This is a genomic window from Novosphingobium sp., assembly GCF_965229225.1.
In the GTDB taxonomy this organism is placed as follows: domain Bacteria; phylum Pseudomonadota; class Alphaproteobacteria; order Sphingomonadales; family Sphingomonadaceae; genus Novosphingobium.
This window is the reverse complement of the sequence record NZ_OZ245867.1, coordinates 1,212,821-1,226,870: the sequence shown is the minus strand read 5'-3', so window position 1 is coordinate 1,226,870 and position 14,050 is coordinate 1,212,821. Positions and strand designations below refer to the sequence as shown.

13 protein-coding genes are annotated in these 14,050 nt (G+C 67.2%); 9 read left to right on the top strand and 4 right to left on the bottom strand.

What is annotated here, in order from left to right; genetic code table 11:
- Positions 1 to 11 precede the first annotated feature (11 nt).
- Together ACO06X_RS05440 and trxB are read left to right on the top strand one after the other, a co-directional pair.
- The gene (locus tag ACO06X_RS05440) at positions 12 to 950 is read left to right on the top strand and encodes a glutaminase (protein ID WP_421838951.1); all 939 of its coding nucleotides are present in this window, start codon (positions 12 to 14) and stop codon (positions 948 to 950) included.
- A 76-nt stretch (positions 951 to 1,026) separates the two neighbouring features.
- Positions 1,027 to 1,998 carry a thioredoxin-disulfide reductase gene (trxB, locus tag ACO06X_RS05435; RefSeq protein WP_421838950.1) on the top strand — a complete coding sequence of 324 codons (972 nt, stop codon included), beginning with the start codon at positions 1,027 to 1,029 and terminating at the stop codon, positions 1,996 to 1,998.
- A gap of 29 nt (positions 1,999 to 2,027) precedes the next feature.
- Here the strand turns inward: trxB and ACO06X_RS05430 are convergent, their stop codons facing one another.
- The 4 genes from ACO06X_RS05430 to ACO06X_RS05415 form a co-directional block, all read right to left on the bottom strand.
- Positions 2,028 to 2,804 carry a hydrolase 1, exosortase A system-associated gene (locus ACO06X_RS05430; RefSeq protein ID WP_421838949.1) on the bottom strand — a complete coding sequence of 259 codons (777 nt, stop codon included), beginning with the start codon at positions 2,802 to 2,804 and terminating at the stop codon, positions 2,028 to 2,030.
- Positions 2,804 to 3,421 carry a hypothetical protein gene (locus ACO06X_RS05425; RefSeq protein WP_421838948.1) on the bottom strand — a complete coding sequence of 206 codons (618 nt, stop codon included), beginning with the start codon at positions 3,419 to 3,421 and terminating at the stop codon, positions 2,804 to 2,806. The genes ACO06X_RS05430 and ACO06X_RS05425 overlap by 1 nt, the downstream gene beginning before the upstream one ends.
- A gap of 64 nt (positions 3,422 to 3,485) precedes the next feature.
- Positions 3,486 to 3,749, bottom strand: coding sequence for a phosphopantetheine-binding protein (locus ACO06X_RS05420; protein WP_421839858.1), 264 nt, complete (start codon positions 3,747 to 3,749; stop codon positions 3,486 to 3,488).
- Positions 3,750 to 3,791: 42 nt separating this feature from the next.
- The gene (locus ACO06X_RS05415; protein ID WP_421839857.1) at positions 3,792 to 4,841 is read right to left on the bottom strand and encodes a GNAT family N-acetyltransferase; all 1,050 of its coding nucleotides are present in this window, start codon (positions 4,839 to 4,841) and stop codon (positions 3,792 to 3,794) included.
- A 53-nt stretch (positions 4,842 to 4,894) separates the two neighbouring features.
- Between ACO06X_RS05415 and ACO06X_RS05410 the strand changes: the two genes are divergently transcribed.
- The 7 genes from ACO06X_RS05410 to ACO06X_RS05380 all read left to right on the top strand — a co-directional run bounded on the left by ACO06X_RS05410 (position 4,895) and on the right by ACO06X_RS05380 (position 14,038).
- On the top strand, positions 4,895 to 6,430 hold the full coding sequence (locus ACO06X_RS05410) for an acyl-CoA ligase (AMP-forming), exosortase A system-associated (RefSeq protein WP_421838947.1): 1,536 nt from the start codon (positions 4,895 to 4,897) through the stop codon (positions 6,428 to 6,430).
- Positions 6,431 to 6,433: 3 nt separating this feature from the next.
- Positions 6,434 to 7,669: a pyridoxal-dependent decarboxylase, exosortase A system-associated gene (locus tag ACO06X_RS05405; protein ID WP_421838946.1), complete on the top strand. Its 1,236-nt coding sequence runs from the start codon at positions 6,434 to 6,436 to the stop codon at positions 7,667 to 7,669.
- Positions 7,670 to 7,871: 202 nt separating this feature from the next.
- Complete coding sequence (locus tag ACO06X_RS05400; protein ID WP_421838945.1) at positions 7,872 to 8,531, top strand: XrtA/PEP-CTERM system exopolysaccharide export protein; 660 nt, start codon at positions 7,872 to 7,874, stop codon at positions 8,529 to 8,531.
- 13 nt (positions 8,532 to 8,544) lie between these two features.
- Positions 8,545 to 10,062: an XrtA system polysaccharide chain length determinant gene (locus ACO06X_RS05395; RefSeq protein WP_421838944.1), complete on the top strand. Its 1,518-nt coding sequence runs from the start codon at positions 8,545 to 8,547 to the stop codon at positions 10,060 to 10,062.
- 17 nt (positions 10,063 to 10,079) lie between these two features.
- Positions 10,080 to 11,072: an AAA family ATPase gene (locus ACO06X_RS05390; protein ID WP_421838943.1), complete on the top strand. Its 993-nt coding sequence runs from the start codon at positions 10,080 to 10,082 to the stop codon at positions 11,070 to 11,072.
- A 2-nt stretch (positions 11,073 to 11,074) separates the two neighbouring features.
- Positions 11,075 to 12,829 carry a preprotein translocase subunit YajC gene (locus ACO06X_RS05385; protein WP_421838942.1) on the top strand — a complete coding sequence of 585 codons (1,755 nt, stop codon included), beginning with the start codon at positions 11,075 to 11,077 and terminating at the stop codon, positions 12,827 to 12,829.
- A gap of 18 nt (positions 12,830 to 12,847) precedes the next feature.
- Positions 12,848 to 14,038: an AAA family ATPase gene (locus ACO06X_RS05380; protein WP_421838941.1), complete on the top strand. Its 1,191-nt coding sequence runs from the start codon at positions 12,848 to 12,850 to the stop codon at positions 14,036 to 14,038.
- Positions 14,039 to 14,050 lie beyond the last annotated feature (12 nt).

The window sequence follows — 14,050 nt, the reverse complement described above, 5'->3', positions numbered from 1 at the left end:
CAGCCAAGCCGTTGACTGACATTGGTGCGATCGTCGCCGAGATCACGGCTGAGATGCGCGGTGCAACCGAGCGTGGGCGGGTGGCGGACTATATTCCGCCGCTGGCCTGCGTTTCGCGCGATCGGTTCGGAATCGCGGTGGTCATGGCCGATGGCTCGCTTCATCTGGGCGGCAACGCCGAAGAGCCGTTCTCGATTCAGTCGGTCTCCAAGGTCTTTTCGCTCACCCTGGCGCTGGGCATGGTGGGCGATGCGCTGTGGAGCCGTGTGGGGCGCGAGCCATCCGGCAGCGCGTTCAACTCGATCGTGCAGCTTGAAACCGAGCAAGGCATTCCGCGCAACCCGTTCATCAATGCAGGCGCGATCGTCGTGGCCGATGTGCTGCTGGCTGGCGGCACGCCGGCAGAGGCGATTGCAGGCGTGCTGCGCTTTGTCCGCACGCTGGCTGGCGACGAGACGATCACCATCGACGCCAAGGTCGCTGCGGCGGAACTGGCGACGGGCTATCGCAACATGGCGCTGGCCAACTACATGCGCGCGTTCGCCAATCTGCAGCACCCGGTGGAGCAGGCGCTCGGCGTCTATTTCCACCAGTGCGCGCTGGCGATGAGCTGCCGCCAGCTCGCCATGGCGGGCCGCTTTCTGGCGCATGACGGGCGCGATCCGGCGACGGGGCGCTGCATCGTGACGCCCCAGCGCGCGCGGCGGATCAACGCGCTGATGATGCTGTGCGGGCATTATGACAATTCGGGGGAATTCGCCTTCCGTGTCGGCCTGCCGGGCAAATCCGGCGTTGGCGGGGGCATCCTCGCGGTGGTGCCGGGCACGGCGAGCATCGCGGTGTGGTCCCCCGGTCTCAACGCCAAGGGGAACTCGCAGCTTGGCGCACTGGCGCTCGAGCGGCTGGCGGCGAGGACGGGCTGGTCGGTGTTCGAGGCCAGCCACAGCTAATTCGGGGAATAGCCCCAAGGCGGGACTCGTATTCCGCGCGGGTGCGTCTTATTTCCCGCTCCCACTGGAGGACTTCATGGCTACCACGCACAAAACCCGCATGCTGATCATCGGTTCCGGCCCGGCCGGCCTTTCCGCCGCCATCTATGGTGCGCGCGCAGGGATGGAGCCGATCGTGGTGCAGGGCCTGCAGCCCGGCGGGCAGCTGACGATCACGACCGACGTCGAGAACTATCCTGGCTTTCGTGATGTGATCCAGGGGCCTTGGCTTATGCAGGAAATGCAGGCGCAGGCCGAGCATGTCGGTACGCGGATGCTGTGGGACACGATCACCGAAGTGAGCCTCGACGGCCCGCCGTTCCGCGCGCACGGCGATAGCGGCGATGTCTATGAGGGCGAGGTGCTGGTGATCGCGACGGGCGCGCAGGCGCGCTGGCTGGGCGTGGAAGGCGAGCAGGCGTTCGGCGGCAAGGGCGTTTCGGCCTGCGCGACCTGCGACGGGTTCTTCTATCGCGGCAAGAAGGTTGTGGTGATCGGCGGCGGCAACACCGCGGTCGAGGAAGCGCTGTACCTCACCAACCATTCGCCCGAAGTGACGCTGATCCACCGCCGCGACAGTTTGCGCGCCGAGAAGATCCTGCAGGACCGCCTGATGAGCAATCCGCGCATCAAGGTGCTGTGGAACAAGGCCGTGACGCGCTTCACCGGCGCGGCGGGCGGCGTGCTCCAAGCGGTCGAACTGGTCGATACGGTGACCGGTGAGGCCTCTTCACTGGCAACCGATGGTGCGTTCGTGGCGATCGGCCATGCGCCCGCGACCGAACTGTTCAAGGGCAAGCTGGAACTCGACGAGAGCGGTTATATCGTGGTGCAGCCCGGCACGCCCAAGACGGCCATTCCGGGCGTGTTTGCCTGCGGTGACGTCATGGACCACACCTATCGGCAGGCGGTGACGGCGGCGGGCACGGGGTGCATGGCGGCGCTCGATGCCGAGCGGTTTCTGGCCGAGCATGCCTTTGCTGCAGCGCAGGCGGTGGCGGCGGAGTAGCTCTGCAATGGCGATGGGTTAGACGGGTTCTAGCGCAGCGCTTCCATTAGCCGTTCAAAAAGCCAGTCCTGCGCCTCGGGGCCCGCGAAGCTGTGGCCGCTACTCGCGTGGGGCTGGATGCGCGGATCGCCTGCGGGCCACACGGCTTCGAACATCTGCGCCGTGCGGTCGCCGGTGGCGAGGAGGATCGTCACGGAACCGCCGAATCGCGTCAGGCTACCAGCCATGGTTTCAACCAATGAGGATTTGGCCGGGGCTGACGCTGCCTGGCGAAGGCCCCGCGCGAGCTTGGCAAGGTTTACCCCGCCGGTAAGTAGGCGCAGAACTTCGCGCGGATTGGCGAGCTTGGCGAGATAGCGCTGGCGCAAGGCCGCGGGCGGGGCGGTGTCTGCCTCATCCGATTCCAGCGTCCACGGATTGGCGAGGACGAGACCGTCAAGCCCGATATCATCCGCGTGGAGCATCAGCGCGGCGGCGGCGTCGCAGTTGCCGAAGGCGATCACGCGGCGCAACGTAGGCAGGGCGGCGCGGAAGGCGGCGAGGGCGGCGGCGATGTCTTCGCGGGTGTGCTGGAAGCCGGGATCGGTGCCGCCGCTTTCGCCGACGCCGCGGCGATCATAGCGGAAAACGGGCACGCCAGCGGCGGCGAGGCGGGCGGCGATCCGGGCCTGTCCGCCCCAGCTGCCGGAGCGGATCTCGCGCCCGCCAGTGACGAGCAGCAGGCCGGTGGTGCCGGTCGCTGCCTCGATGTCGAGCGTGCCGACCAGGGTGTCCAGGCCGCAGGCGAAGGTCAGGTGGCGGCGCATCAGGCACCTGCCTCGGCGGCAATCAGGCGGGCGAGGGCGGCAGACTGGGCCGGGTCTTCGCCCGGTTCGCTGCGCAGCCAGAGGGGGCCGCCGCCGAGGTCGGACTGGCGGATCACGCGCTGGCCTTCGTCTTGCGGCACGGCGGCATCGAGCCCGGCAACCAGCGCCGCAGAGAGGCGATAACCCGCGAGTTCAAGGCCATGGTTGCGGCCGTGTTCGAGCAGGTCGGTGCTGTTTTCCTCAGCGCCTGCTTCCTTGGCGGAAAGCACGCGTGCGCGCAGGAGTTGGCGCAGGATTGCGCTGCCCTTCTGCGGTTCGAGCACCCAGCCGGGGAGGTTGGTCGGAAACACCAGCGCGCCGCCGCGCAGCGCGAGGACATGGGTGGCGACAAAGTGCCGAGACGCAGCGGCCATCGCATCGCGCCAGCTGCCGAGGCTTTGTGCCGAGAAGGCCTGCGCGCTTTCGTTGCAGCCGGGCAAATCGGGGAGCATTGAATCGATGCCGAGGCCGTCCAACCGGCGCTGCGTTTCGATCAGCATGCGCCGGGTGCGGTTCATCTCCTCGAACAGCGGGGGTACGATCAGCAGGCGGACCGGGCGCGCGCGGTCGAAGAGCACCGCATATTCATCCGCAATGCCGGAGGGACCGGGGCAAGGCCAGGTTGCCGGCATGGTCTTTGGCTCAGGCCTCGCCGCGTTTGCGGGTGATGAAGGCGAGCAGATCACCGTAGGTGCCGAGCATGTCTCCATCGACCTCGTCATCGTCGATCACGATGTCGAAGCGGTCCTCGATCTCGGTGAGGAGCCCGGCGACGGCCATGGAATCGAGTTCGGGCAGGGCGCCGAACAGGCCGCTTTCGGCCGTCATTGCCGCAGCGCGCGCGGGGCCGAGGCCGAGCACATCGTTCAGCAGGCTGCGCAAGTCGGTGTCGGTCTGATCGGTCAACGTCACGGATAAGGCCTTGTGATGAAAGGAATGGCGCGCGCTTTAGCCAGCGGCCTGCGGTGAAACAAGCGCCCGATTTGGGGGCGGACGCAGCATCCGGCGTTTGACGGCACTGGCGGCGAGGCGGGCGAGCGCGGGCCAGTGGCCAACGGCGGCGGGGCGATAGAACCGGAGCGCGAAGCGTGGGCGCTGCGCTTCCATCCAGTCGCGTTTGTAGGGATCATTGCCGGTGCCGAAATCGACGGTGTGGACGGTGTCTTCATCGATCACATGGCGGAACAGTGCGGCGGTCAGCAGCGTGCCGGGGGAGTGAGCACGGTGGGCTTCATCGTGCGCGAGCTTGTGGATCCACGCTGTGCCGCCCTCGACCGTCCAGAACTGGGCGGCGACAGCCTCACCGTCTATTTCCGCAATCCCCATGCGCAGCGCGCCTGCGGCGCTTTCGGCCTGCGCAAAGGCGCGCAGGAAGGCGGGATTGCCTTCCTCGGGCTTCCAGCTCCTGGCATAGATCGCCTCGTAAGCGGCCCAGTCGGCTGCGCTGAAGGCCGTCTCGATGCGCAGCGAGACTTTGCCGCGCGCGGTTTTTCGGCGGACAGTTTCGCGCAGTTGGCCGGGGCGGGCCGCCCAGTATTCGGCAAAGCTGCGGCCCTTAAGCTCGAGGATATGATTGGTATCGCACGCTTCGGCGACGCCGATCCAGCCAGCGGCGCGGAAGGCCCCGGCAAGCGCTGTGGCTTCGGCCTCGGGCATCGGCGCGAATTGCACGGCGCCGGTGGGGGCGAGGCTGCGGGCCAGCGCTTCGAAAAGTTCGGGCGCGCGGGCGGGATCGTTGGTGAGCGGGCGGACGAAAAAGCTGTACCATGTGCCCAGCGGCGCAGCGCCGCCGGGGCTTGTCCGGAACGGGAGGACGGCCAGCGCATCGCCATCGCGGGCAATGGCGAGCTTGCAGGCGGTGCCGGGAAGGCAATGCTCGGCAAGGAGCACGAGCCAGTCCAGCCGGTCGAACGGCGCGCTGGCGGGCGAGCGGCCAAGCAGCGCGGCGAGCGCCGGGTCGGCTTGCGCTTCCTGCAAATCAGCGTGATAGACCGTCACACTCAAGTCTTCGTTCCTGCCCCAGATCCTGCCATCTTGCCCGAGAGAGCCGCTTGCCTGCAGCGCCTGATCCGACCGTTTACCCGCTTGATCACCTTGCGCTGAGGGGACAGCCTGACGCGCCCGCGCTGATCTTCAAGACGTATACGCTTAGCTACAAGGCGTTAAATCGGCGTTTAGGACAACTGGCGGCGTGGCTTGCGGCGGAAGTGCCGGAGCGGGGGGCACGCGTGGCAACCTGGCTACCCAAAAGCGAGCTTGCCTGCCTGATGCCCTTGGCGGCGGTGCGGGCGGGGCTGGTGCATGTCCCGGTGAACCCGCTGCTCAAGCGCGGGCAGGTGGCGCATATTCTGGCCGACAGCGGGGCGCGGCTGCTGATCTCGAATGCGGGGCGGCGGGCGACGCTGGAGCCAAGCGATCTTGCCGAAGCGGAGGCGTTGGAGGAAGGCGCGGCATGGGCAGCGGCAGAAGGATTCGCGCCACTGGCACCAAGCGAGGCCAGCTCGGATGATCTGGCCGCGATTCTCTATACCAGCGGTTCGACCGGGCGGCCCAAGGGCGTGATGCTGAGCCACGCCAACTTGTGGCTCGGTGCGGTGAGCGTGGCGCATTACCTGGGCGTGGGTGAGGGCGACCGCGTACTGGCGGTGCTGCCGCTGGCGTTCGATTACGGGCAGAACCAGCTGCTTTCGACCTGGTATGCGGGCGGGACGGTGGTGCCGCTCGATTATCTGATGCCGCGCGATGTGATGAAGGCGGTGGAGCGCCATGACGTCACCACGATTGCCGCTGTGCCGCCCTTGTGGCTGCAATTGACGGAGCTTGATTGGCCCGAGGCGGTGGCGGCGAAGCTCAGGCGGCTGACCAACAGCGGGGGCGCGCTGACCGAGCCCCTGGTGCGGGCGCTCAGGACGCGGTTTCCGCAAGGCCGTGTGTTTCCGATGTACGGGCTGACCGAGGCGTTTCGCTCGACCTATCTCGATCCGGCGCTGGTTGATGCGCATCCCACTTCGATCGGCGGGGCATTCCCGTTTGCCGAAGTGATGGTCGTGGCCGATGACGGGCACGAAGCCGGGCCGGATGAGGAGGGTGAACTGGTCCATGCCGGGCCGCTGGTGGCGCAAGGATATTGGCGCGATGGCGAGCGGACGGCGGAGCGGTTCAGGCCGGCGCCGGGGTTTTCGCGGATGGGCGGGCTGGCGGTGTGGTCCGGCGACCGGGTGCGGCGCGATGCGGCGGGGCTGCTCCATTTTGCCGGGCGGCGCGATGCGATGATCAAGACCAGTGGCAACCGCGTAAGCCCGCAGGAAGTGGAAGACGCCGCGATTGCGACCGGGCTGGTGGCCGAGGCAGTGGCGCTCGGGATTCCCGATTCGGCGCTGGGGCAGGCGATCCACCTCGTGGCGCGGGCCAAGGGCGATCAAGCAGCGGCAGAAGCGGCGCTGCCTGCCGCATTGGCGCGCGAACTTCCCGGCTTCATGGTGCCGCGCGTGATCCACTGGCGCGAGGAAATGCCGCTCAGCCCTAATGGCAAGCTCGACCGGACCGGTCTTTACCAGGAATTATCGGCCACTGTGCCAAAGGCCTGAAGCATGAAGCCGCTTGGCCCCATTCCTCCCGGATTTGCCGCGATCGATGGCGAGCTTGCCATCGGCGGGTGCAAGGCGTCCGAACTGGTGGCCGAGGCGGGATCGCCGCTGTTTGTCTATGATGCGGCGCTGATCACGGCGCGGGTTGCAGCCTTGCGTGCGGTGCTGCCTGACCGGCTGGGGCTGCACTACGCGATGAAGGCCAATCCTTATGTGCCGGTGCTGCGGCATATGGCGGGGCTGGTCGATGGTTTCGACATTGCTTCGGGCGGCGAGCTGCTCATGGCAGAGGCGGCGGGTCTGCCGCCGGAGCGGATCAGCTTTGCGGGGCCCGGCAAGCGCGACGCGGACCTCGAGGCGGCGATTGCGCGCGGGGTGACGCTGAACCTCGAATCCGCGCGCGAGGCGGAGCGGGCGCTGGCAATCGGCGAGCGGCTTGGGCGTGCGCCAAGGCTGGCGATTCGGGTCAATCCGGACTTCGATCTCAAGGGATCGGGAATGAAGATGGGTGGCGGGGCCAAGCCCTTTGGTGTCGATGCGGCGGGGGTGCCCGCGCTGGCGCGGCGGATCATCGCGGCGGGGGCGGAATGGCGCGGCTTTCATATCTATGCCGGGAGCCAGACGCTGGACGCCAGTGCGATTGCCGAAATGCAGGCGGCGACCTTGGCGCTGGCGGCGCGGCTGGCGGAGGCTGGCGGGGCGACGCTGCCGGCGTGCAACCTCGGCGGCGGGTTCGGCATTCCCTACTTCCCGGGCGATGCGGCGCTTGATCTTGCAGCGGTGGGGGCCGCACTGGGCGCGCAATTCGATGACCTGCCCGAGGTGCTGGCGGAAACGGCGTTCTGTATCGAGCTGGGGCGCTATCTCGTTGGCGAGGCTGGCGTTTATCTGACCCGGATCATCGACCGCAAGGAAAGCCATGGCGAGGTCTTCCTCGTCACGGATGGCGGATTGCATCACCAACTGGCGGCGAGCGGCAATTTCGGGACAGTGGTACGGCGCAACTACCCGAGCGCGATTGCCACCCGGTTCGGCGCGCCGGTAGAGGAAGAGGCCAGCATCGTGGGCTGCCTGTGCACCCCGCTTGACCGGCTGGCCGACAAGGGCGGATTCCCGCGCGCGGAAGAGGGCGATCTTGTCGCGGTGTTCTGCGCCGGTGCCTATGGCGCGAGCGCCAGCCCGGTGCATTTCCTCGGGCACGGCCCGGCGGCTGAACTGCTGGTTAACGCAAGGCCCTGATTCCTAGGTATTAACCTTTAGCCGGGGCGCCGTCCCGTTACGGGACTTTGCCGGAAATGCGCTTGTGCGGCTGCGGCCATACGCATCAGGACTAACGGTATCTTCACCCTTTTTGGCGATAGCTCGGAAGTCATGGGAGGTCCCCGTGGTCCCGCTGCGGGACGAGCGGGACAGCCAGCCCAGTGCGCGCAAAGGACGGTCAATGCCCAAGAATACGCGTATTTCCAGCCTGCTGGCCCGGTCTTTGACCATCGCGGCCACGCTGAGCCTGTCGCTCGGCGGCTGTGCAGGTGGGGGCGGCGGTGCGCAATTGCCGCCCGCGTCGTTCGTGGCGCTGCAGGAAGGCCCGGGCGAGGAATACGTAATCGGCCCGCTCGATGACCTGACCATCTTCGTGTGGCGCAATCCCGAACTGGGCGCTTCGGTGCAGGTGCGGCCGGACGGTCGCATCACCACGCCGCTGATCACCGACATGCCGGCCGTCGGCAAGACGCCATCGATGCTGGCCGAGGACATCAAGCTCCAGCTTTCGCAATACATCCAGGAACCGATCGTCTCGGTCATCGTCAACAAGTTTTCGGGCACGTTCAGCCAGCAGGTGCGCATCGTCGGCGCGACCAGCAAGCCGGCTTCGATCCCCTACCGCGCCAACATGACCCTGCTCGACGCGATGATCGCGGTGGGCGGCCTCTCCGAATACGCGGCCGGCAACAAGGCGCGGCTGGTGCGCTTCGACAAGCAGACCGGCACGCAGAAGGAATACGGCGTGAAGATCGGCGATCTGCTGCGCAAGGGCGATACACGCGCCAACGTGATGCTCATGCCGGGGGATGTGATCATCATCCCGGAAAGCACGTTCTGAGGATGCTGGCCGCATGACGAGCATCTACGAAGAAGTGCGCATCGCGCTTTACGGCATCTGGCACCGGCGCTGGCTGGCGCTGGGCGTCGCGTGGCTGGTCTGCCTGCTTGGCTGGCTGGTCGTGGCGACGGTGCCCAATACCTACGAATCGAAGGCGCGCATCTTCGTCCAGATCGACGATGTGCTTTCGGACCAGATCGGCATCGGCGGCGACCGCAAGCGCGATATCGAGCGGGTGCGCCAGACGCTGACCAGCTCGGTCAATCTCTCCAAGGTCGTACGCGCCACGCGGCTGGGCGACAAGGTGACGTCCGACAAGCAGATGGAAGCCGCGGTCGCAGGGCTGGGCAAGAACATCAAGGTGGTGAGCCAGCAGGACAACCTGTTCGAGATCACCGCCTATTCGGGTAGCAAGGCCTATTCCGATGTCCAGAACGCCAAGCTGGCGCAGGACATCGTGCAGAAGATGATCGACATCTTCCGCGAGGAGAACCTTGCCGGCGGGCGCGGCGAGATGAGCGACACGCTGGCTTTCATGGACCAGCAACTGGCCGACCGGCAGAAGGACCTCGAGGCGGCGGAACAGAAGCGCCAGGCCTTCGAGGCGAAGAACGCCGAGATGATGCCGGGCAATGGCTCGCTTTCCAGCAAGATCGAGGGCGCGCGCGCCGAGCTGCGTGGGGTCGAGTCCGATCTGCTCGCAGCGCAAAGCGCACTCGCTTCGATCCGCGGGCAGCTTTCGGGCACGCCGCCGACGATCGTGATGCCCGGCGCAAGCGGCGGCGCGCGCGGCTCGCTGGCGCAGGCCCAGGCCGACCTTAGCTCCATGCGCGCGCGCGGGCTGACCGACAGCCACCCCGACGTGATCGCCCTCAAAGCACAGGTTGCCGCGCTTCAGCGTGCGGCGGCAGGTGACAGCGGCCCCGGAGGCATGCCCAACCCGGCCTACTCCTCGCTCCAGTCGATCAAGGCGGATCGCGAGGCGAGCATCGTCGCGCTGCAATCGCGCCGCGGCTCGCTCACGCAGGAGCTCGCCCAGTTGACGGGCCGCCAGTTCAGCGAACCCGGCCTGGCAGCCGAGGCCTCCCGCATCAACCGCGACTATGACGTGCTCAAGGAGCAGTACGACAAGCTGCTGCGCGACCGCGAGCAACTGCGCCTGCGCGGGCAGGTCGAGACCGAACGCAACGCGGTGAAGTTCGAAGTGATCGATCCGCCAACGACGCCGCGCAAGCCTTCGGCGCCGGACCGGCCGATGCTGCTGTTCCTCGTGCTGGTCGTAGGTGTTGCGGCGGGCGGTGGCAGCGCGTTTGCCTTGGGCCAGCTGCGTTCGACATATGCAACGACAGGGCAGCTTGAGCGCGCGACGGGCATGCCGGTGGTCGGCTCGGTCACGCTGACGCTGACGCGCCGTGCGCGGGCCCAATACTGGCGCCAGCTCAAGTGGTTTGCCGGCGGCGTCGCCAGTCTCGCCCTGGTGCTGGTCGTACTGCTGGCGGTCGAATTCATGAAACGCGGCATGGTCGCCTGAGGGAACCTGAGAAGATCATGACCGAACAGAGCAAGATCCCGCTTCCCAAGGACACCTCCGAGGCCCGCTCGCTGATCGAGCGCGCGGCGGGGACCTTCGACTTGCGCGCCTTTCAGGCGCCGGTCGCGCCGAAACTGCCCGAACCGCGCGAGCGGCCGCCGATCACTGCCGAAGCGGCAGAACCTGCGCAGCCGGTGCAGCGCGGTGCCGCGCCGACGCATCCGGCCGCGCCGCCGCCTGCTTTCGATGGCATCCCGGCGCGGCAGGCCTTTCGCGGCACGTTCCATCCGGTCGACCGCAAGCATCTGCGCGAACAGTGCCTGATCGAGCCCGAGGGCCCGGTGACCGGCCTGCTGGAGGAATTCCGCATCGTGAAGCGCCACCTCCTGATGACGGCGGCGGATTCGCGCGCCGGCAGGGGCGCGCGGCATGGCGAGCGCATTCTGGTCTGCTCGTCGCATCCGGGTGAGGGCAAGACCTTCTGCGCGGTCAATCTCGCGCTGTCGATGGCAGCGGAGAAAGACACCGAAGTGCTCCTCGTCGATGCCGATTTCGCCAAGCCCAGCGTACTTTCCGCGCTGGGCCTGCCGGGCGGGCGTGGGCTGATGGACGCACTGGCCGATCCCGCCATCGCGGTCGAGGACTGCATCATCGGCACCGACATTGCCGGACTCTTTGTGCTGCCTGCAGGCAATTCGACCGGGCATGACACCGAACACCTGGCCTCCGCCTATACTGCGCAGGTCCTCGACCGGCTGACCTCCCAGTCGCCCAACCGTATCGTCATCTTCGACAGCCCGCCGGTGCTTGCGGCATCGCCCGCGTCCGAGCTTGCCCACCATGTCGGCCAGGCGCTGATGGTGGTGCGCGCCGATCAGACCGGCGAGGCCGCGCTGCGCGATGCTGTGGGCATCCTTGCGGGCTGCGAGGACATCAAGCTGCTGCTCAACTGCACCCGATTCTCACCCACCGGACGCCGCTTCGGCTCCTACTACGGGTACAAGGAATGACCATGGCGCGTACCTCGACCCATGCGTTCGTCGCCAGTGCGCTGGCAATGCTGCTGCTCTCCGGCGCGGCACACGCGCAGTCGCTGCCCTACGGCGATCCCGGCGACAGCGAGGGGATCTCGAACGGGGACGGCGCGCCCTCGGGCGGCGATTCGGCCCGCGGTGGCGATGCCCGGCGCGGGGGACGCAGCATGGGCAGCGCGGGCGGTTCCGCCCGGGTGAAGGTCCAGCCTTACATCGAGCTCAGCCAGAGCGTGCTTGCCCGGCTGGAACCGGTCCATGACGTGCTGACCTATTCGAGCGTTGCGGTGGGCGTCGACATGTCTCTCGCGGGGCGGCGGACCGAAGGCGCGGTCTCGGTGCGCTATGAGCGGCGCTTTGCCGAAAGCGGCAACATCGTCAGCAACGATACGATTTCGGGTCTTGCCCGCGTGCGCCACGATCTCATCCCGCGCGAACTGACGATCGAGGCGGGCGGCCTTGCCACGCGCACCCAGTTCGATGCGAGCGGCGCTTCGCGTCTCGGCTCGGTGGAAACGGGTGACCGGGTCGCGCAAGTCTATTCGCTTTATGCAGGCCCTGCGGTTTCGACCCATGTCGGTGAAGTCGCCCTCAAGGGCTCCTATCTCGTCGGCTACACCAAAGTGAACACGCCGCGCCTGCCGGTGACAGGGCTGCCCCCCGGCCAGCCGCAGCCGCAGGGCGACATCTTCAATCACTCGGTTGCGCAGTCCGCGCAGGTCTCCGCCGGGGTGGCGCCGGGCACGGTGCTGCCGATCGGCCTCACCGCGAGCGCCGGCTACAACCAGGAAGACATCGCCAACCTCGACCAGCGCGTGCGCGAACTGCGCGCGGGCGTTCAGGCGACGCTGCCGATCAATTCGGAACTGGCGCTGATCGGTGATGTGGGCTGGCAGGACGTGAAGGTTTCCTCGCGCGATGCGGTTCGCGGGCCGGGCGGCGTGCCGGTGGTCGGCAGCGACGGTCGCTATGTGACCGACAAGTCCAAGCCCCGCCAGATCGCCTATGACGTGACCGGGCTGACCTGGGATGTCGGCGTGATGTGGCGCCCCAGCCGGCGCACCTCGCTGAGCGCCTTCGTCGGCCGCCGCTATGACAGCATGACCTATTACGGTTCGCTCTCCTACACGCCCAACGCGCGCAATGCGCTGCAGATCGACGTGTTCGATGCGGTGAGCGGCTTCGGCTCGACCGTGGGCAACGCCGTGCGCGGCCTGCCGACGGACTTCACGGCGGATCGCAATCCGTTCAGCGGCGATATCTCGGGCTGCGCGGCGGGTGCGCAGAGCGGCGGCTGTGTCAACGGCGCGCTGGGTTCGATCGCATCGGCGGCGTTCCGCAACCGGGGCGTATCGGCATCCTACAGCCATCAGCTGGGCAAGCTGCGCATGGGGCTGGGCGCGGGCTATCTGCGCCGCAAGTTTATCGGCGCGAACGGCACCGTCCTTGCCTCCGCCAATGGCCGCACGGATCAGACCTTCTACGTGAACGGGCAGATTTCCGGGCCGATCGACCGGCTCACCTCCTTCACCGTCGCTGCTTACGACAGCTGGTACAAATCCGGTGTTTCGGATCTGGCCGACGTGAACTCCATCGGCGTCAACGCAGGCCTCACCCACCAGTTCACGCAGCGGCTGGTCGGCAATGCCGGGGTCGGGCTCGATGCGCTCAACCGCAAGGCTTTCGCTGACGATGTGATCGCCACCGGTCAGGTCGGCCTGCGCTACAACTTCTGATAAAGGGCGTCCCCCAAGATGTACGATACGTTTTACCAGCTGACCGGACGGCCTTTCCAGCTTACCCCCGATCCGGAGTTCTACTTCGAGAGCGGAACGCACCGCAAGGCATTGTCCTACCTCGGTTATGGCCTTGCACAGGGTGAAGGCTTCATCGTCATTACCGGTGCCGTGGGGGCGGGCAAATCGACGCTGGCGGCGCATCTCCTTGCCACGATCGACCGCCAGCGGCTGACTGCGGCGCAGATCGTGACGAGCCGGCTTGATGGCGGCGAGATGGTCCACATGACCGCGCGTGCCTTCGGGATCGCGGTGGGTGGGCACGACAAGGCGAGCGCGCTCGGACTGATCGAGGCGTTCCTTCACGAAGAAGCGCGCGCCGGGCGCCGCTGCCTGCTGGTGGTGGACGAGACGCAGAACCTTTCGATCGAGGCATTGGAAGAGCTGCGCATGCTCTCCAACTTCCAGCTGGGCGCGCATCCGCTGCTGCAGATCCTGCTGCTGGGCCAGCCCGAATTCCGCGATCTGCTGCAGAACTCCCCGCGGCTGGAGCAGCTGCGCCAGCGCGTGATCGCGACGCACCACCTTGAGGCGATGGAGCCCCGCGAAGTCGGCCCCTATGTGATGCACCGCCTGGCCTGCGTGGGCTGGAGCGGCAATCCGGCGTTCGAAGAACGTGTGTTCGCCGATCTTGCCCGTGTCACCGGCTGCTTGCCGCGCCGGATCAATCAGGTGGTCGGCCGTCTGCTGCTGATGGGCGCGGTCGAGCAGAAGTCGCAGATCGACAGCGCCATGCTGGCCGAAGTGATTGCCGATCTGGAGCAGGATGGCACGCTGGCCGATCCGGCAGCACCCGCCCCTGCGCCCGCTCCGCTGATCGCGCCGGAAGCGCCTGAGGCATCGGTCGCCGCCGTTCCCGCTGCCGCGATTGCCGGTCTTGCAGGCCTGCAGCAAGCCATTTCGGGACATGCCGAGCAGATCACCGAACTCCAGAAGGCCGTGCTCGAGCTGGCCGACATGCCCTCCCAGCCGACGGTGGTTACCGCCACGGACGCGCGGTTCGAGACGCTCGAAGCCATGCTCGGCGCGCTGCAGCAGCGCATCGTGGCGCTCGAAGCACGCGGCGCGGAGCAGGAGCAGGCGATCCGCCATGTGCTGACAATGCTGATCGAGTGGCTCGAAAGCGAAACGCCGCGGCGCGCGGCCTGAAGGAGCGATGGC

Coding starts and splice junctions, on each gene's coding strand:
- ACO06X_RS05385 (WP_421838942.1), top strand. CDS start 11,075: ATGGCGCGTACCTCGACCCATGCGTTCGTCGCCAGTGCGCTGGCAATG.
- ACO06X_RS05390 (WP_421838943.1), top strand. CDS start 10,080: ATGACCGAACAGAGCAAGATCCCGCTTCCCAAGGACACCTCCGAGGCC.
- ACO06X_RS05380 (WP_421838941.1), top strand. CDS start 12,848: ATGTACGATACGTTTTACCAGCTGACCGGACGGCCTTTCCAGCTTACC.
- ACO06X_RS05400 (WP_421838945.1), top strand. CDS start 7,872: ATGCCCAAGAATACGCGTATTTCCAGCCTGCTGGCCCGGTCTTTGACC.
- ACO06X_RS05430 (WP_421838949.1), bottom strand. CDS start 2,804: ATGCGCCGCCACCTGACCTTCGCCTGCGGCCTGGACACCCTGGTCGGC.
- trxB (WP_421838950.1), top strand. CDS start 1,027: ATGGCTACCACGCACAAAACCCGCATGCTGATCATCGGTTCCGGCCCG.
- ACO06X_RS05395 (WP_421838944.1), top strand. CDS start 8,545: ATGACGAGCATCTACGAAGAAGTGCGCATCGCGCTTTACGGCATCTGG.
- ACO06X_RS05405 (WP_421838946.1), top strand. CDS start 6,434: ATGAAGCCGCTTGGCCCCATTCCTCCCGGATTTGCCGCGATCGATGGC.